The 16,585-nt window shown below is 60.8% G+C and carries 15 protein-coding genes; 10 read left to right on the plus strand and 5 right to left on the minus strand.

Going from position 1 to position 16,585, the window contains the following annotated elements; all coding sequences use genetic code 11:
• The first annotated feature begins 85 nt into the window (after positions 1 to 85).
• Positions 86 to 1,117 (plus strand): Mal regulon transcriptional regulator MalI, encoded by a 1,032-nt coding sequence (locus ACMGG9_RS10530; RefSeq protein WP_414162147.1) that lies wholly within the window; start codon positions 86 to 88, stop codon positions 1,115 to 1,117.
• Here ACMGG9_RS10530 and ACMGG9_RS10535 read toward each other — a convergent pair.
• Complete coding sequence (locus ACMGG9_RS10535; protein WP_033650493.1) at positions 1,114 to 1,995, minus strand: LysR family transcriptional regulator; 882 nt, start codon at positions 1,993 to 1,995, stop codon at positions 1,114 to 1,116. The genes ACMGG9_RS10530 and ACMGG9_RS10535 overlap by 4 nt on opposite strands.
• A 206-nt stretch (positions 1,996 to 2,201) precedes the next feature.
• On the opposite strand from ACMGG9_RS10535, the gene blaSRT reads away from it, so the two are divergent.
• The gene (gene blaSRT, locus ACMGG9_RS10540) at positions 2,202 to 3,338 is read left to right on the plus strand and encodes an SRT/SST family class C beta-lactamase (RefSeq protein ID WP_414162148.1); all 1,137 of its coding nucleotides are present in this window, start codon (positions 2,202 to 2,204) and stop codon (positions 3,336 to 3,338) included.
• 29 nt (positions 3,339 to 3,367) lie between these two features.
• Here blaSRT and ACMGG9_RS10545 read toward each other — a convergent pair whose 3' ends face one another.
• Positions 3,368 to 4,273 carry a LysR family transcriptional regulator gene (locus ACMGG9_RS10545; RefSeq protein WP_414162149.1) on the minus strand — a complete coding sequence of 302 codons (906 nt, stop codon included), beginning with the start codon at positions 4,271 to 4,273 and terminating at the stop codon, positions 3,368 to 3,370.
• A gap of 102 nt (positions 4,274 to 4,375) precedes the next feature.
• On the opposite strand from ACMGG9_RS10545, the gene ACMGG9_RS10550 reads away from it, so the two are divergent.
• Positions 4,376 to 5,530, plus strand: coding sequence for a serine hydrolase domain-containing protein (locus ACMGG9_RS10550; protein WP_273866081.1), 1,155 nt, complete (start codon positions 4,376 to 4,378; stop codon positions 5,528 to 5,530).
• Between the two features lie 45 nt (positions 5,531 to 5,575).
• On the opposite strand, the gene ACMGG9_RS10555 is transcribed toward ACMGG9_RS10550, so the two are convergent.
• Complete coding sequence (locus ACMGG9_RS10555) at positions 5,576 to 7,108, minus strand: YdgA family protein (protein ID WP_414162150.1); 1,533 nt, start codon at positions 7,106 to 7,108, stop codon at positions 5,576 to 5,578.
• Between the two features lie 141 nt (positions 7,109 to 7,249).
• Positions 7,250 to 8,428: a mannose-6-phosphate isomerase gene (gene manA, locus ACMGG9_RS10560; RefSeq protein ID WP_414162151.1), complete on the minus strand. Its 1,179-nt coding sequence runs from the start codon at positions 8,426 to 8,428 to the stop codon at positions 7,250 to 7,252.
• 176 nt (positions 8,429 to 8,604) lie between these two features.
• On the opposite strand from manA, the gene ACMGG9_RS10565 reads away from it, so the two are divergent.
• The 5 genes from ACMGG9_RS10565 (at position 8,605) to ACMGG9_RS10585 (ending at position 12,074) form a co-directional block, all read left to right on the plus strand.
• Entirely contained in the window at positions 8,605 to 8,871 is a 267-nt protein-coding gene (locus ACMGG9_RS10565; protein WP_162882352.1) for a hypothetical protein, read from the plus strand.
• A 33-nt stretch (positions 8,872 to 8,904) separates the two neighbouring features.
• Positions 8,905 to 9,237: a hypothetical protein gene (locus ACMGG9_RS10570; RefSeq protein WP_213586952.1), complete on the plus strand. Its 333-nt coding sequence runs from the start codon at positions 8,905 to 8,907 to the stop codon at positions 9,235 to 9,237.
• A gap of 229 nt (positions 9,238 to 9,466) precedes the next feature.
• Positions 9,467 to 10,864: a class II fumarate hydratase gene (gene fumC, locus ACMGG9_RS10575; RefSeq protein WP_213586950.1), complete on the plus strand. Its 1,398-nt coding sequence runs from the start codon at positions 9,467 to 9,469 to the stop codon at positions 10,862 to 10,864.
• Between the two features lie 61 nt (positions 10,865 to 10,925).
• Positions 10,926 to 11,615: a helix-turn-helix transcriptional regulator gene (locus ACMGG9_RS10580; RefSeq protein WP_042784422.1), complete on the plus strand. Its 690-nt coding sequence runs from the start codon at positions 10,926 to 10,928 to the stop codon at positions 11,613 to 11,615.
• 90 nt (positions 11,616 to 11,705) lie between these two features.
• Positions 11,706 to 12,074 (plus strand): VOC family protein, encoded by a 369-nt coding sequence (locus ACMGG9_RS10585; RefSeq protein ID WP_028128189.1) that lies wholly within the window; start codon positions 11,706 to 11,708, stop codon positions 12,072 to 12,074.
• On the opposite strand, the gene tus is transcribed toward ACMGG9_RS10585, so the two are convergent.
• On the minus strand, positions 12,064 to 13,002 hold the full coding sequence (gene tus / locus ACMGG9_RS10590; RefSeq protein ID WP_042784423.1) for a DNA replication terminus site-binding protein: 939 nt from the start codon (positions 13,000 to 13,002) through the stop codon (positions 12,064 to 12,066). The genes ACMGG9_RS10585 and tus overlap by 11 nt on opposite strands.
• Before the next feature lie 365 nt (positions 13,003 to 13,367).
• Between tus and ACMGG9_RS10595 the strand changes: the two genes are divergently transcribed.
• A complete protein-coding gene (locus tag ACMGG9_RS10595; protein WP_414162152.1) occupies positions 13,368 to 15,164 on the plus strand; it encodes a glycoside hydrolase family 3 protein in 1,797 nt (598 codons plus the stop codon).
• Between the two features lie 126 nt (positions 15,165 to 15,290).
• On the plus strand, positions 15,291 to 16,577 hold the full coding sequence (locus ACMGG9_RS10600; protein WP_164057981.1) for a glycoside hydrolase family 10 protein: 1,287 nt from the start codon (positions 15,291 to 15,293) through the stop codon (positions 16,575 to 16,577).
• Positions 16,578 to 16,585: the final 8 nt, after the last annotated feature.

Here is a 16,585-nt window from a genome sequence, read left to right on the forward strand (position 1 = left end):
AGTAAAACGTTTTACTGCATTGACGGATTCGGTATACCCTTGATCACTACGGCGCGGGTTGCCCAGGAACGGGTTCGCAGAGACTATGAGCATCAAAAAGATCACCATTACCGATGTGGCGCAACAGGCGGGCGTTTCGGTCACCACGGTTTCTCTGGTATTGAGCGGCAAGGGGCGGATTTCGCCGACCACCGTCGAGAAGGTCAATCAGGCGATAGAGCAGTTGGGCTACGTGCGCAATCGCCAGGCGGCGACGCTGCGCGGCGGCGAATCCGGGGTAATCGGCCTGATCCTGCGCGACATTTGCGAACCTTTCTATGCCGAAATGACCGCCGGGCTGAGCGAAGCGCTGGAGGCGCACGACAAACTGCTGTTTTTAACCCAGAGCGGGCGCGATGGTCAGGGGCTGCAGCGGGCGTTTGACGCGCTGCTGGCGCAGGGCGTCGACGGCATCGTGCTGGCGGGCGGCATCCGCGCGGCGGCCGGGCTGAAGGAAAAGGCGGCCGAGCAGGGCGTGCCGCTGGTATGCGTGGCGCGCTCCAGCGGTCTCGAGGGCGTGGACGTGGTGCGGCCGGACAATATGCAGGCCGCCAAGCTGGCCACCGAATTTTTGATCAAACGCGGCCATAGCCAGATTGCTTATCTCGGCGGCCAGAGCGACTCGTTGACGCGCGCCGAAAGGTTGGGCGGATTTTGCGCCACGCTGTTGCAGTACGGCCTGCCGTTTCGCAGCGAATGGATCGTCGAGTGCGATTGCCGGCAGCGTGAGGCGGCGGAAGCGGCGGAACAGCTGCTGCGCCACTACCCGAATATCACCGCTGTCGTTTGCCACAAGGCGTCGGTGGCGCTTGGCGCCTATTTTGGCCTGACGCGCAGCGGCCGCAGCATCGGTTCGGACGGGGTCGACGCCTACTACGGCCGGCAGGTGGCGCTGATCGGTTTCGGCGACGTGCCGGAGGCCGAGCTGACCGAACCGCCGCTGACCTTTGTCTCCAGCTCGGCGCGGGAAGTGGGGCGCAGCGCCGCCGCACGCCTGCTGCAGCGCATCAATGACGCCGGTCTGCCGGCGCAGAACGTCATTTTGCCGCCGACGCTGATCCGGCGCGGCTCCGCTTAGTCCCGCCGCTGTTCCTCTTCCGCTTCGCGGCAAATCCAGCCGATAAAGGCCTTCATCGCCGGCGTCAGATCCCGCGATTTCAAATGGGTCAGCCAGTAGGCGCCGAGCGCGGCCTCGGCGGCGAACGGCCGCTGCAGCGCGCCGGCGGCCAGTTCGCGGCGGAACATGCTGACCGGCGCCAGCGCCACGCCGTCGCACTGGAGCGCGCCTTCCACCATCAGCCTCGATGAGTCGAACACCGGGCCGTTGATTCGCCACGGCGTTACCTGCGCAGCCGTGAACCAGCGTTCCCATTCATCCTGGCGGTAAGTGCGCATCAGCAGTTCGTGCTGCAGATCCTGCGGCGTATGCAGCCGCGCGGCGACCGCCGGCGAGCAGAGCACCGTCAGCGGCGCGTCGAACAGCTTGATATTGCGGGTGGCGGGCCATAAACCTTCGCCGAAACGGATGGCGAAATCCATGCCGTCGGCCGACAGATTGACCAGGTTGTTGTGGGTCAGCACCCGCAGATCGATGAACGGATGCGCCGCGCGGAACGCCGCCAGCCGCGGCATCAGCCAGCCGACCGCGAAGGTGCCGACCACCGCCACCGTCAGCACTTCGTGGAAATGCCCGCCTTCGAACTGCTGCAACACCGCCTCGATGCGATCGAAAGCGTCGCTCAACACCGGCAGCAGCGCCTGGCCCTCTTCGGTCAGATCCAACCCGCGCGGCAGGCGGCGGAACAGCTGAATGCCCAGCTGTTCTTCCAGCATGCGCACCTGCTGGCTGACGGCGGCCTGAGTGACGCGCAGCTCCAGACCGGCGCGGGTGAAGTTCAGGTGGCGGGCGGAGGATTCGAACGCCCGCAGGGCGTTGAGGGGAAGTCGGTTGCGCATTGTTGATAGCCATAAGTTTTTCTTTATGCTGGCTGAAATTATTATCGCTTGTCAACCCGGCGGCAAAAACCGATATTTGGCGCGGCTGCCGCAAGATTGGCGGAGCCCGTAAAGGAATGACATCATCCATCAGGGAGTGCGCCGTGCGCAACGCCAATAAAAACTTTTGGCCGCGGCCGATGCCCTGCAACCGAAGAGCCTCTATCATGACGAAAATGAACCGCCTGGCGGCCGCGCTGATCGCCGCACTGAGCTTGCCGACCGCGCACGCCGCGCAGCAGCAGGATATCGACGCCGTTATTCAGCCGCTGATGAAAAAATACGGCGTGCCGGGCATGGCGATCGCCGTATCGGTCGATGGCAAACAGCACATTTACCCGTATGGCGTCGCCTCGAAACAGACCGGCAAACCGATCACCGAGCAGACGCTGTTCGAGGTGGGGTCGCTGAGCAAAACCTTCACCGCGACGCTGGCGGTCTATGCGCAGCAGCAGGGCAAGCTGTCGTTCAGCGATCCGGCCAGCCATTATCTGCCTGAGCTGCGCGGCAGCGCCTTCGACGGCGTCAGCCTGCTGAATCTGGCGACCCACACATCCGGCCTGCCGCTGTTCGTGCCGGACGACGTGACCGACAACGCCCAACTGATGGCTTACTACCGGGCCTGGCAGCCGAAGCACCCGGCGGGCAGCTACCGCGTCTATTCCAACCTCGGTATCGGCATGCTGGGCATGATCGCCGCCAAGAGCCTCGATCGGCCGTTTATCCAGGCCATGGAGCAGGGCATGCTGCCGGCGCTGGGCATGAGCCACACCTACATTCAGGTGCCGGCGGCGCAGATGGCCAACTATGCCCAGGGTTACAACAAGGACGATAAGCCGGTGCGCGTCAATCCCGGCCCGCTGGACGCCGAATCTTACGGCATCAAATCCAACGCCCGCGATCTGATTCGTTACCTGGACGCCAACCTGCAGCAGGCGAAGGTCGCGCAGCCGTGGCGCGAGGCGCTGGCCGCCACGCACGTCGGCTATTACAAAGCGGGCGTGTTCACGCAGGATCTGATGTGGGAGAACTACCCGTACCCGGTGAAACTGTCGCGGCTGATCGAGGGCAACAACGCCGGGATGATCATGAACGGCACGCCGGCCACCGCCATCACGCCGCCGCAGCCGGAGCTGCGCGCCGGTTGGTATAACAAAACCGGTTCGACCGGCGGTTTCTCCACCTACGCGGTGTTTATCCCGGCGAAAAATATCGCCGTGGTGATGCTGGCCAACAAATGGTTCCCGAACGACGATCGGGTCGAGGCGGCTTACCGCATCGTGCAAGCGCTGGATAAGCGCTGATCGTGGGGGGCGCCGTCGGGGCGCCCCTGTTACCGGTGCTGTCGCTCTCGCCGCTCGCGCATGAAATCGATAAAGGCGCGCAGCTTGAGCGGCAGATGCCTGCCGGCGGGAAAGTAGATGAAAAATCCCGATGCCTCGCTGGCATACTCCGGCAGCACTTCCACCAGATCGCCCTGCGCCAGTTCCTGCACCACCGTGCCCTGAAAACGTTGCGCGATCCCCAGGCCCGCCAACGCCGCATCCTTGATCAGCCTGTCTTCGTTAAAGATCAAACTGCCGCTGACGTCCAGCGCCCGCCCATCGCCGTGCCGACTGAAATACCAGGGCTCCAATTTGCCGCTGCCGGGAAAACGGTAGCGCAGGCAATGGTGCGCAAGCAGATCGTCCGGCGTGGCCGGCGCGCCGCAACGCGCCAGATAGTCGGGCGAGGCGACCAGCACCCGGCGCTGGCCGTTGTCGATTGGCACGGCGATCATGTCCTTTTGCAACATGGCGTGCATGCGAATGCCGGCATCAAAACTGCCCAGCACCAGATCGGAAAAGCGATCTTCGGTAAACAGCTCCAGCTGCACTTCGGGATAGCGTCGCTGAAATTCCGCCAGGTGCGGCATCACCAGCAGCGAAGCGGCCAGTTGCGGCAGCGTGATGCGCAGCAGGCCCGCCGGCTGCGCGCCCAGGGCGCGCACGTCGTCCGCCGCCACGTCGATCTGGTTCATCGCCGGCGAGACCTTCTGGTAAAACAGTCGGCCCTCGTCGCTGAGGCGCACCGAGCGGCTGGTGCGGTGGAATAAGCGCACCCCCAGCTGATTCTCCAGCGCCTGAATGTTTTGCGACACCGCCGGCGGCGTGACGCCCAGTTGGTTGGCCGCGCGGGTGAAGTTGCCTAGCCGCGCGACGGCTTCGAAATAGGGCAGCAGCTGCAGGAGTGAACTCATCTATCAATAACCTGTGCTTAATGATTCATTAAATTATGCATTATTTTAATTTATGACGAACGTTTTAGACTGATTTTACTTTCCCTCAGCGAGATAAAAATCATGTCGGCAGAACAACGGGCGTTAACAGAACGGATCGCGGCGATCGATCAACAGGCGATGGCCGAAGGGCGCATCGTGGGCAGCGTGGTGCTGGTGGCGCGGCGGGGTGAAATTTGCTACGCCGGTGCGGCCGGTTATGCCGATCGCGAAGCGCGGCAACCGATGCGGCGAGAAACGCAGTTTCGGCTGTCGTCGGTTTCCAAACCCTATACCACGCTGGCGGCGCTGCGTTTGATTGAACGAGGCAAGCTGAGCCTCGACGATGCGGTCAGCGATTGGCTGCCGTGGTTTACCCCGGCGCTGACCGACGGCCGCCGCCCGACGATCAAGATTCGTCATTTGCTGAGTCATACCGCCGGGCTCGACTATCGGCTGAACCAACCGCCAGCAGGCGTTTACCATCAGTTGGGGATCCAGGACGGCGTGGAGCTGTCGACGCTGACGCTGGAGCAAAACCTGCGGCTGTTGGCGCAGGCGCCGTTGCTGTCGGAACCGGGCGCGCGCTTCAACTATTCGCTGGCGATCGACGTGCTCGGCGCGGTGCTGGAGCGAGTGACGGGCATGCCGCTGCCGCAGCTGTTTGTCGAATGGGTGGCGCGGCCGCTGGGGCTCGGCAATACCGCGTTCCATGCGACCCATGCCGCTAACCTGGCGACGCCTTATTACAATACGCCGCAAGGGCCGCGGCGCATGCCGGAAGGCGTGCGGATCGCCTTGCCGGAAGGCATGGCGGGGGGAGAAGTGACGTTCTCGCCGGCGCGCGCGCTTAACGTCGGAGCCTATCCCTCCGGCGGCGCGGGCATGGTCGGTGATGCCGACGACGTGCTGCGGCTGGTGGAGGCGCTGCGCAGCGGCGGGCAGGGCATTTTGCAACCGGATACGGTGGCGTTGCTGCGTCACCCGCACGTCGGCGCCGAGGCGCAAACGCAAGGGCCGGGCTGGGGTTTTGGCTTTGGCGGCGCGCTGCTGGTGGATCCCGACGCTGCGCAGACGCCGCAGCATGCCGGTACCCTGACCTGGGGCGGCGTTTACGGCCACAGCTGGTTCTTTGATCCAGAGGCGCAGCTGAGCGTAGTCGTCTTGACCAATACCGCATTTGAGGGCATGTGCGGCCGCTACCCGCAGCAGATCCGCGATGCGGTTTATGCGGCGTAAATAAAAAGGGCCCCGCAGGGGGCCCTTGTTCAGGCTTTCAGGCGATTACTGCGCCGGTGCCGGAGCGGGTTCCGCTTCCTGCGCCGGTTCAGCGTCTTCCGCCGGGGCGCCCAGCATGGCGAACTGGCCGATGAACTCCTGCAGCGACATTTTGTTGCCGTTCAGGTCAACCTGATTGTCAGCGTAGTGGAACTTGCTCGCGATCACGCCGTCTTTCTGGGTGGTCAGCTTGAACATCTGACCCATGGCCGCCAGGCCCTGCACTTGCTGCTGCGCCAGTTTCTGCGCGTCTTCCTCATTGTAACCCTGCAACAAGGCGGTCTTCGCGGTCACTTCGGTAGCCATCGCTTCCGGAATGGTCAGGCTGAGATCCAGCTTTTTAACCGCCTGAGCGATCACTTGATCCGGCGACTGTGCCGGGGAGGCGGCCTTGCTCGGATCGGTCATCGCCAGATCCAGCGTGAAGATGCTCTCACCCTTGCTGTTTTTCCAGCTCAGCGGGGCGATGCTGAGGCTTGGGTTGCCTTTCAGCAGCAGCGGCAGGTTCTTTTGCAGCATCTCGGAGGTCTGCTGTTCGTAGACGTCCGGATCCAGGTTCTCGCCCTGCTGCAGCAGCGCCATGGTTTGGCGGTTGTAGCTGTCGGAGAAGTCTTTCAGCGCCTTGCCGTCGACGTTGTCGATTTTCAGCGTCAGTTTACCGGCGCCGAAGTCGTTGCCCTGCACCTTGAGCGCGTCCATGGTGTAATCGATCTGGCCGCCGATATTGCTGCTGCCTTGCTCGTCGAACTTGCTCACCAGATTGAAACCGTCCAACGCCACGGTGTCTTTACCGTCGATCGTCAGTTTGAACTGCTTCAGGGTCATCGTCTGATCGCCGAGCTTCACGCCGAACTTGCTTTCGTTGCTGTTGCCTTTCAGGTTGAAGCCCTGGAAGGTGATCTGCTCGTTTTGGCCGAATTCGTTCGGGCTGGCGAACACGATAGTGTCGCTATTGGCGTCCAGCGCGATTTTTTTCAGATCGCGGGACACGTCGGCGTCAATGGTGGCGCCGCTGAATTTCAGCGAAGATTTATCCTTCTGGTAGTCCAGTGGGATAAAGTCGATGGTGGACGCGGTATCGCCGCTGTACGAGATGCGCGAATCGGCGGTAAACAGCGATTTGCCTTTGGTGGTTTCAAACAGGCCTTTCACCGCCGGGGTGTTTTCCAGCTCGGTATGCACCGACGCCATGCTCGGCAGTAGGTTGAATTTTTTCAGCTGCGCGAACGGGAACGGACCGTGATCGATGGTTTCCAGGAACGCCACTTCTTCACCGGCTTTCAGCGCCGCGTTTTCGCTGGTATCCGTGCCGTCGGAACGCAGCACATAACGCACTTTACTGCTGAACAGACCGCGCTGGTAATTTTCATAGCTCAGCTTGACGCCGGCTTTCGGCAGGTAGGCTTTCAGTTGGCCGTTGGCGTTGTCGACGACTTCGCCCATGTGCTGCTCGATCTGTTTCCCGGTGTACCAGGATGCCCCGGTCCATGCTGCGCCAAGAACGACAATGACGCTGACAGCGACTAACGATTTTTTCATAGCTCTGTTTCATCCTTTTTTCTTATAACCCTCCGTTGCGAGGGAGGGGGCAAATGTGGGCCGACAAAAAACGCCCGCAGGCGTTTAATTGTGGGGGCAGCTCTCGCTTTCAGCAAGCAATTTGCTGAAATTTATCAACGGTTAGGCCAGTTGGTTATAAACCCTGGCGATACGGCCGCTGCCGCTGACGTTGACCGGCGATTCGAAGGCGCCGATAAAGCAGGATTCACCCGGTTTGAGCGTCAGGCGCTGCCCGGATTTTTCCAGCGTCGCTTCGCCGCTGACGCAGAACACGATAGCCGCGCTCCGTTGTGCGAGCGCCTGCGGCGCGGCGGTCAAATCGTGCAGCGAGAAGGCGAAATCTTCCACCGGGATCGGGAAGAACAGTTCGTTGCCGCGCCGCTCCGGTTGGGTCAGCAGGCCGGACGCCGGCTGCGGGCGGAACCGTAGGTTGGCCAGCAGCTCGGGTACGTCGATAAATTTCGGCGTCAGGCCGGCGCGCAGCACGTTGTCCGAGTTGGCCATCACCTCCAGCGCCACGCCTTTCAGATAGGCGTGCGGCGTTTCGGCATACAGGAACATCGCCTCGCCCGGCGCGAGCTGCACCACGTTCAGCAGCAGCGGTGAGAACAGACCGCTGTCGTCCGGATAGAAACCGGCGATGAAGCGCACGGTATCCCAGGGTTCACCCTGCTGGTTGTTGAGCGCGGCTTTCAGCACGCCGAGCGCCAGCGACTTTTGCTCGCCGCTCATCGTCAGCAGGCTGGCGAACAGGGTAGACAGATGGGCGGTGTCCGGCTGCTGCAGGAAGGTGGCGATATCGTGGTGCGCGCCGGCGATCGGCTGCAGCAGGGAGACGATATCGGCCAGTTCGCGAAAGCCGTTCATCGCCAGGAACGGCGTCAGGGCGAAGACCAGCTCGGGCTTGTGATTGGGATCTTTATAGTTGCGTTCGGCGGCGCTCAGCGGGATGCCGGCGGCGTTCTCTTTCGCGAAGCCGATCTCGGCCGCCGCTTTGCTCGGGTGGACCTGGATCGACAGCGGTTGATCGGCGCAGAGCACTTTAAACAGGAACGGCAACTCGCCAAAGCGGCTGGCGACGTCAGCGCCCAGCTGCTTTGGCTGGTCTTCATCGATAAGAAAGCGCAGCGAACGCAGTGCGCCATCGGCGCCGGGCACGCGGGAAGGGCTCTTGGGATGCGCGCCCATCCACAGTTCGGCCATCGGCTGATTATCCGGGTTGGCGATGCCGTAAAGACGGGTCAGCGCATCGTGGCTGCCCCAGGCGTAATTCTGTACCGCGTTGGTCATTTTTTGCATGTCGATAAACGTCCTTTGCGTCATTGCCGCACTAATAGCAATAACTTACTGATTTTATACGATTCGCTTCATCTGTGCCGACAACCATCATACGCCCGCGTCGGCAGGAACCCTCATGGGCGCGATCAAAACAACGCCGGATAAGGTTGCGTCCGGCCACGCGGCCAGAGTATAGCGTGATAACGATCGGCGTCTCAAATGGCTCACCGGCCTCAAGAGGGCCCGACAAATCCGCCAATCGAACGTTGATGGGAGGGAAAGAAATTATTGCCGACAGCGCAGGATTTCTACGTCATTATTTATTTATCGGCATGTCAAAGTATGTCGGCGGAATTTATTTTTTACCTTCTGAGCCATTCCCTTATTATTATTTTTGCGCCAAGTCGGGCGATCACACGCCGAGCTTAAACCTGAACGACAGACCGCTTTACCGTAGCCGTTAACGAGTCGATTTAACGAAACAAGAGGTCTGTTGCATGAAAAAATGGTTGCTGTTGTTGGGGCTTTGCACCGGAGCGGCCCAGGGGGCGGTGATCGTCACCTATCCCTACGTGGCCCCGCGCGCCGTGGTGATAACGCCGGCGCCGATCGTCGTTGCGCCCGCACCGGTCGCGCTTCCCGCCGTGACTGCACCCGTGGCGCATCCGCTGGCGCTTACCGCCGGCGCGGTGGCGACCGGGGCGTATCGCCATAATGAACGGCAGGATGCCTACGATGAGATCAATCATTTGCAACAGCAGCGGATCGATGAACTCAATCACTTACAGGCGCAGCGCATCAATAATTTTAATTCGCGTCACGCGCGTTAATTTTCATCTCCGCGTTTATTATCCCGGTTCTTTCTTCGTCTTTATTTCGGCACGGGTTAACCGACGGCAAATAACCGCGTCATGAATGGGTAAAAGAGATGAATCGTGCTGTGAGATAACTCTCTTAATGCGAATAGTTATTATGTCACTATACTGGGAATGCGTGCCGACGGGGGGTAGCGCGTCGGCCTAACCCTACAATTTTAGGAATTATGCTAAGGAGACAATGATGGCAGGCGTTCGTATCGAAAAAGACTCCATGGGCCCCATCGAAGTACCGGCCGACAAGCTGTGGGGCGCACAGACCCAGCGCTCATTGGCGCATTTCCGCATTTCCTCCGAAAAGATGCCGACCGCGCTGATCCATGCGCTGGCGTTGACCAAACGCGCCGCCGCGCAGGTGAACGTGGACCTGGGGCTGCTGCCGGCCGAGCGGGGCGCCGCCATCATCAACGCTGCCGACGAAGTGCTGGCGGGCTGCCATGCCGACCAGTTCCCGCTGTCCATCTGGCAAACCGGCTCCGGCACTCAGACCAACATGAACATGAATGAAGTGTTGGCCAACCGCGCCAGCGAGCTGCTGGGCGGCGTGCGCGGTGAAGAGCGCAAGGTGCATCCGAACGACGACGTCAATAAAAGTCAGAGCTCCAACGACGTGTTTCCCACCGCGATGCACGTGGCGGCGGTGATTGCGCTGCGCGAGCACCTGATCCCCGAGCTGAAAGTGCTGCACAAGACGCTGAGCGACAAGGCCGAAGCCTACCGCGACATCGTCAAAATCGGCCGCACCCACCTGCAGGACGCCACGCCGCTGACCCTGGGCCAGGAAATCTCCGGCTGGGCGGCGATGCTGGCGCACAATCTGAAACACATCGAAGACAGCATCCCGCACATCGCCGAGCTGGCGCTGGGCGGCACGGCGGTCGGCACCGGCCTGAACACCCATCCGGAGTACGCCGTACGCGTCGCTAAAGCGCTGGCGGAGTTGACCCATCAGCCGTTCGTCACCGCGCCGAACAAGTTCGAAGCGTTGGCGACCTGCGATGCGCTGGTGCAGGGGCACGGCGCGCTGAAAGGGCTGGCGGCTTCGCTGATGAAGATCGCCAACGACGTGCGCTGGCTGGCGTCCGGCCCGCGCTGCGGCATCGGCGAGATCTCGATCCCGGAGAACGAGCCGGGCAGCTCCATCATGCCGGGCAAGGTCAACCCGACCCAGTGCGAAGCGATGACCATGCTGTGCGCGCAGGTGCTGGGCAACGACGTGGCGGTGAACATCGGCGGGGCTTCCGGCAACTTCGAGCTGAATGTGTTCCGCCCGATGGTGATCCACAACTACCTGCAGTCGATCCGCCTGCTGGCCGACGGTATGCAGGGCTTCAACGAGCACTGCGCGGTGGGCATCGAACCGAACCGCGATCGCATCACCCAGTTGCTGAATGAATCGCTGATGCTGGTGACGGCGCTCAACACCCATATCGGTTATGACAAAGCGGCGGAAATCGCCAAGAAAGCGCACAAGGAAGGGCTGACGTTGAAAGCCGCGGCGCTGAAGCTCGGCTATCTGACCGAAGCGCAGTTCGATGAATGGGTGCGCCCGGAGGCGATGGTCGGCAGCATGCAGAAATAATTGATCTGTGAGGCAACCGGGGGCTTACTGAGGTAAGCCCCTTTTTTATGGAGAAATTAAGATGTCGCGCGCACAACGTTTACTCGATCTGATGCAGCTGTTGCGCAGCCACCGCTATCCGGTGGCGGGCCATGCGTTGGCGCAGACGCTGGGCATCAGCATGCGCACGCTTTACCGCGATATCGCCACGCTGCAGCAGCAGGGAGCGGAGATCGTCGGCGAAGCGGGGCTCGGCTATGTGCTCCGCCCCGGTTTTATGCTGCCGCCGCTGATGTTCTCGCAAGCGGAAATAGAAGCGCTGGTGCTGGGCATGCGCTGGGTCAGCCGCCGCGGCGACAGCCAGTTGGCGAGCGCCGCGGGCCAGGCGCTCGCCAAGATCGCCGACGTGCTGCCGACGGCGCTGCGGGAGGAGCTGGAGGCCAACACGCTGCTTATCGCACCGGCTCAGTCGCCGCCGGTGGCGGATGAGATGCGGGTGTTAATCCGTGACAGCATCCGCCGCGAGCGCAAGCTGCATATCGACTATCTCGACCTGGCGGGGCAGCGCAGCGAACGCCTGCTGTGGCCCTTTGCGCTGGGCTTTTTCGACCAGTTCCAGATGCTGGTTGCCTGGTGTGAGTTGCGTCAGGCCTTTCGTCATTTTCGCCTCGATCGCATTCAGGCCGCCACGCCGCTTGAACAGCGTTATCCGCATGGCCGGCGGCGACTGTTGAAAGAGTGGCGGTTGAGCGAAGGCATTGCGGAACAATAACGACACGCTGCTGCCATAAACTGTCAGTCGCCTCCTTTAGTCTGTGCCTATCGGGAACCAACCGGTTCCCATCACCCAGAGGACAGACCGATGACCCTTCCCAGCATGACCCTGCTTTACGTCGATAACCCGCTCAACAGCGCCGCCTTTTATCAACGCCTGCTGGGGCAGGCGCCGGTAGAGCTTTCTCCCGGCTTTGCCCTGTTCGTGCTCAACAACGGCTTCAAGCTCGGGATGTGGGCCAAACAGGGGGTAAAACCCGCCGCCACGCTGACCGGCGGCGGCGGTGAACTGGGCTTTTTATGCCAGGATCCGCAAGAGGTGGAGGCGCGCTATAACCAGTGGCGCGAGCTCGGGCTGCCTATCGAGCAAACGCCAACCGAAATGGAATTCGGCTACACCTTTGTGGCGCGGGATCCGGACGGCCATCGCCTGCGGGTATATGCCCTCAGCGAGTAGTGCCGTCGGTATACAGATGCAGACGCGGCACCAGCAGCCGCAGCGGCCTGGCGTCGGGTTTGTAGCGATGCTTCACTGCGTCGGCGTCGTAGTTGAGCAGTTCGCCGATCTTCGGCACCGCAGCGCCGCTTTCAACCTGACACAGGGCGATCAGCGGCAGCGGGCAGGGATGTTGCACTTGTTTTTGCTGCTGCTGATACCACACGCGGGCGATCGGCTGCACTTTTACCGGCCGCTTGATTTTCAACGTCGCATGCTGCGGCAGGCGGCTGACATCGTCTATCTCGCGGCTGACCAGGGCGGCCCACTGTTCACGGCTGTGCGGCGGCACCGCGCGGCCGGCTTTCAGGCTTTTCTCCAGCTGTGCCAGGATGTCGTCCCGTTTGACGTTTTTGATGATGTGCTTGTTGGCCCAGCCGAAGCGCACCGAGTCGGGATTGGTCAGGGCGGTGAGGGTGCGGTAGGCGCTGAGGGTAATCAGCCCGTGCAAATGGGTGTGCACGAATTCGAAACGCTGCTCCGGCGCCAGGCCGGAATCGACGGTGATAATCTGCTCCAGTTCGCCCTTCAGGCGGTTGATCAGCGCCAGCTGCGCCTGCAGCGCCTGATACTCCGCTTGCTCCACCGCCAGACAGATGACGCCGGGCAGGCGCACGGCGGCCTTGCTGCTGACATTCTCACGGTTATGGTGGATGAAGAGCCGCTGATAGTGTTCCAGCGCCAGATCGCGCGCCGCTTGCCCCACATGCTGCTCGACCGCGATATGCGAAATGGCCTGATGTTCCTGGCCTTTTTCTACCTCCGGCAGGCTAAACACCCGCGCCGCCAGCAGCCGCAGCGGGGTTATCTGCTGCTGCAATGCGCCGAGGGCTTGCTCCAGTTCGGCAAAGCAGGCGTTCATCCGGCCAATCACATCGTATTTGCTCATCATATGCCCCTGTTTTAGTTACAACATACTATAGGAGAGTAACAGGCTGGGGGCAACATCGGCAATGGGGCAATACTCGGCTTAACTGCCCGCCCGGCTTACCAGGGGGAAATAGGGCGGGCGGCGGGGGAATTCTCTCGCTCGTCTGCTACGCATGCGGGCAAGTGTGATTGTCGAAAATAAACCTGCTCTTCTTATGGTTTTGATTCATTGATGGATTTTTTCCTGTTCGTTTGTCTTCTGTTTAATCCATTTCCCGTTTGCCGTTGTCCAAACGCTGGAACAAACAGAATGGCAGGACGCTATGAGCCCTTGGGGTTATCTTTTCTTCTGTCATTAACGGGTGCTTTAACAGGAGGTTTACTGTGGATATTAAACAGAAAGTCAAAAACATGACGCTGGAAGAGAAGATCGGGCAAAAAATCATGCTGGATTTTCGCTACTGGGATCGGAACGGTAGCAGCAATCAGGATATGACCGTTCCCGATGAAGCCATTGGCAAGCTGATCACCGATAACCATGTGGGCGGGGTGATCCTGTTTGCCAATAATCTGAAAGATAAGCAGCAGATCAATACGTTAACGTCCTGGTATGCCGAGATGAAAACCCACGCCGGCATCCGCCTGTTCATTGGCACGGATAACGAGGGCGGTAACGTTTTCCGGCTGCCGCGCGGCGACTATGCCTCATTCCCCGGCAATATGGCGCTCGCCGCGGCGATTGAGGGCGGCGCGGATAAACAGCTCGCCGTTGAACAGGGCAAACTGATGGCCCAGGATATGCGCGCGTTGCATATCAATACCAACTTTGCACCGGTTGTGGACGTCAACACCAACCCGTTCAACCCGGTGATTAACGTTCGCGCCTTCAGCGATGATAAGAACGCCGTTTCCCACCTGGCCGAGAAAATGGTGGCGGGGATGAAGCAGCAAGGGCTTATCACCGCTTACAAACACTTCCCTGGCCATGGCAGCACCTCCACCGACTCGCATACCGGTTTGCCGCGCGTCGACCGTACGCGGGAAGAGGCGTTTGCCATCGATATCGCGCCTTACAAACAGGCCATTGACCGCTGTGCGGCGCCGGACATGGTCATGACCGCGCATATTCAGTACCCCGCGCTGGATAACCGCCAGATCGACACCCGCAGCGGCGAAAAAATCACGGTGCCGGCCACCATGTCGCATGAAATTCAGACCCGCATCCTGCGCGATGAGCTGGGTTATGCCGGCGTAACGATTTCAGATGCGCTGGATATGGGTGCGATTGCCGAGCATTTCAGCCAGCAAGGGGCGGCTGAAAACGTCTTTGCCGCCGGGGTGGATATCGCCCTGATGCCTGTCAGCATCGCTTCGCCGGCCCAGGCTAACCTGCTGCCGGACCTGATTCGTTACCTCGCGGACCGGGTGAAAACAGGGCATCTCAACGAGGCCGATATCGATGCTTCGGTCGAGCGCATTTTGCGCCTCAAATTACGCCATCACCTGATGGGGCATCGCGAGGCCCCTTGTTCCAGCAGCGTTTCGTCCTCAGCGCATAAGCTGGAAAAACGCATCGCCGATCGCTCCATTACCGTGGTCATTAACCGCCACAGCCTGCTGCCGTTGAAAGACAAGGCGCTGCGCTATTTTATCCTGACCCCGTGGGGTGAGCAGGCCAAAGGCATCGCTAACGTGATGGCGCAGGAGGGCTACCAGAACGTCGTTGCCGCGAAGGAAACGGAACTGAGCGATGCCCAAATCAGGGCGCATATTGCCGATTGCGACGTGTTCCTGCTCGGCACGCTTTCGACCCGCTTTACGCCTGCCGAGCAGGATGGCGTCGTTACCGCTGCCACCGGATCGGGTAATGACAGCAGCCCTTACCCGGGCTGGTTGAAATACGCCGCCGAGCAGGGGAAAAAACGCGTTCACCTCTCATTGCGCGCGCCTTACGATATCGTGAACTATGCCGCAGACGTGGATGCAGCCGTCGCCACCTATTCTTACTACGGGTATGACAGCGGCGTATGGCGCGGTCCCTCGATGATATCTCTGGCACAGGTGCTGACGGGGAAAATCACACCGCACGGCAAACTGCCGGTCAACACCTGGCATGACTACGATGAGGAAACCAATACGGGCAAGGTGGCGTTCCCTCGCGGGACGGGGCTGAGCTGGTAATGGGACAAGTACCGGCGTCGTCAGAAAGGGCGACGCCGGTCGCGGGATAGCGTTGAGAAAGCGGGCGGTTTCTTGCTCTGCACGATACGACATGGGATAACCGTCACTCACGGAAGGAGAACATTTATGCCGACAGGCGCAACAAAATTAGGCGGATGGCTGTTGATGGCCGCCATGCTGGGCGTGAGCGGATGCGCCAAACCCCCTGAGCCGGAAAAGCCTCCGCAGCCTGCACCGCCGGTCACACCGATGCGGGGCATCTGGCTGGCCACCGTCATGGGGCTGGACTGGCCGCCGGCGGCCTCCCTGAAAGCGGAAACCGCACCAGAGCGAATTCGCCTGCAGCAGCAGGCGCTGACGGACGCACTGGACGACATGGTGAAAACCGGGATTAACACGGTGTATTTTCAGGTTAAACCGGACGGAACGGCCCTGTGGCGTTCTGACATCTTGCCCTGGTCGGAGGTATTGACCGGCACCGTGGGCCAGGATCCGGGTTACGATCCGCTGGCCTTTATGCTGAAAGAAGCGCACCGGCGCGGCATCAAAGTACATGCCTGGCTGAATCCTTATCGGGTTTCCATGAATACCCGGCAGCAAACGATTGATGCCCTTAATCAAACGCTGCAGTCTCCGCCGGCCAGCGTCTATGCGCTGCATCCCGACTGGATACGTACGGCCAACGACCGCTTTGCGCTCGATCCTGGCTTACCCGATGTGCGCAACTGGATCACCGGCGTGGTGGCCGAAGTCGTCAAAAACTATGACGTCGACGGCATTCAATTTGACGATTATTTCTATTATGAGACGCCGCAATCGCCGCTGGATGATGAAAAGACGTATCGCGAATACGGCAAAGGGTTTGCAGACAAGGCCAGTTGGCGAAGAGACAACACGCTGCAATTGATAAAACAGGTTTCAGCCACCGTCAGGGCGCTGAAGCCCGCTGTCGCGTTTGGCGTCAGCCCGGCGGGCGTCTGGCGAAACAAAGCGGACGATCCCGCCGGCTCGGCGACTCAGGCCGGCGCGCCATCGTACGATGCGGCCTATGCCGATACGCGCCAGTGGGTCAAACTGGGGCTGCTCGACTACATCGCACCGCAGCTGTACTGGCCTTTCGATCGTGAAATAGTTCGCTACGACGTGCTGGCCAACTGGTGGGCCGAGGTGGTGAAAGACACGCCGGTTCGGCTTTATGCCGGGGTGGCGCTGTATAAAGTAGGCACGCCATCGGCGAGCGAACCGGCATGGACCGTCGACGGCGGCGTTCCCGAGCTGAAAAGGCAGTTGGATCTCAACGAGAGCTTGCCGGGGATGGGGGGAACCATCCTGTTCCGGCAACGTTATCTGACCGAGCCGCAAACGGATAAGGCCGTGGAGTACCTGCGTAGCCGCTGGAAAACCGGTCAATAATCACCGGC

Origin of the sequence: Serratia sp. BNK-10 (assembly GCF_047456065.1) — a bacterium.
In the GTDB taxonomy this organism is placed as follows: Bacteria; Pseudomonadota; Gammaproteobacteria; order Enterobacterales; family Enterobacteriaceae; genus Serratia; species Serratia ureilytica.

Excerpts from the sequence above, each read along its gene's own strand:
- ACMGG9_RS10530 (WP_414162147.1), top strand. The coding sequence starts at position 86 with ATGAGCATCAAAAAGATCACCATTACCGATGTGGCGCAACAGGCGGGC.
- ACMGG9_RS10535 (WP_033650493.1), bottom strand. The coding sequence starts at position 1,995 with ATGCGCAACCGACTTCCCCTCAACGCCCTGCGGGCGTTCGAATCCTCC.
- blaSRT (WP_414162148.1), top strand. The coding sequence starts at position 2,202 with ATGACGAAAATGAACCGCCTGGCGGCCGCGCTGATCGCCGCACTGAGC.
- ACMGG9_RS10545 (WP_414162149.1), bottom strand. The coding sequence starts at position 4,273 with ATGAGTTCACTCCTGCAGCTGCTGCCCTATTTCGAAGCCGTCGCGCGG.
- ACMGG9_RS10550 (WP_273866081.1), top strand. The coding sequence starts at position 4,376 with ATGTCGGCAGAACAACGGGCGTTAACAGAACGGATCGCGGCGATCGAT.
- ACMGG9_RS10555 (WP_414162150.1), bottom strand. The coding sequence starts at position 7,108 with ATGAAAAAATCGTTAGTCGCTGTCAGCGTCATTGTCGTTCTTGGCGCA.
- manA (WP_414162151.1), bottom strand. The coding sequence starts at position 8,428 with ATGCAAAAAATGACCAACGCGGTACAGAATTACGCCTGGGGCAGCCAC.
- ACMGG9_RS10570 (WP_213586952.1), top strand. The coding sequence starts at position 8,905 with ATGAAAAAATGGTTGCTGTTGTTGGGGCTTTGCACCGGAGCGGCCCAG.
- fumC (WP_213586950.1), top strand. The coding sequence starts at position 9,467 with ATGGCAGGCGTTCGTATCGAAAAAGACTCCATGGGCCCCATCGAAGTA.
- ACMGG9_RS10580 (WP_042784422.1), top strand. The coding sequence starts at position 10,926 with ATGTCGCGCGCACAACGTTTACTCGATCTGATGCAGCTGTTGCGCAGC.
- ACMGG9_RS10585 (WP_028128189.1), top strand. The coding sequence starts at position 11,706 with ATGACCCTTCCCAGCATGACCCTGCTTTACGTCGATAACCCGCTCAAC.
- tus (WP_042784423.1), bottom strand. The coding sequence starts at position 13,002 with ATGAGCAAATACGATGTGATTGGCCGGATGAACGCCTGCTTTGCCGAA.
- ACMGG9_RS10600 (WP_164057981.1), top strand. The coding sequence starts at position 15,291 with ATGCCGACAGGCGCAACAAAATTAGGCGGATGGCTGTTGATGGCCGCC.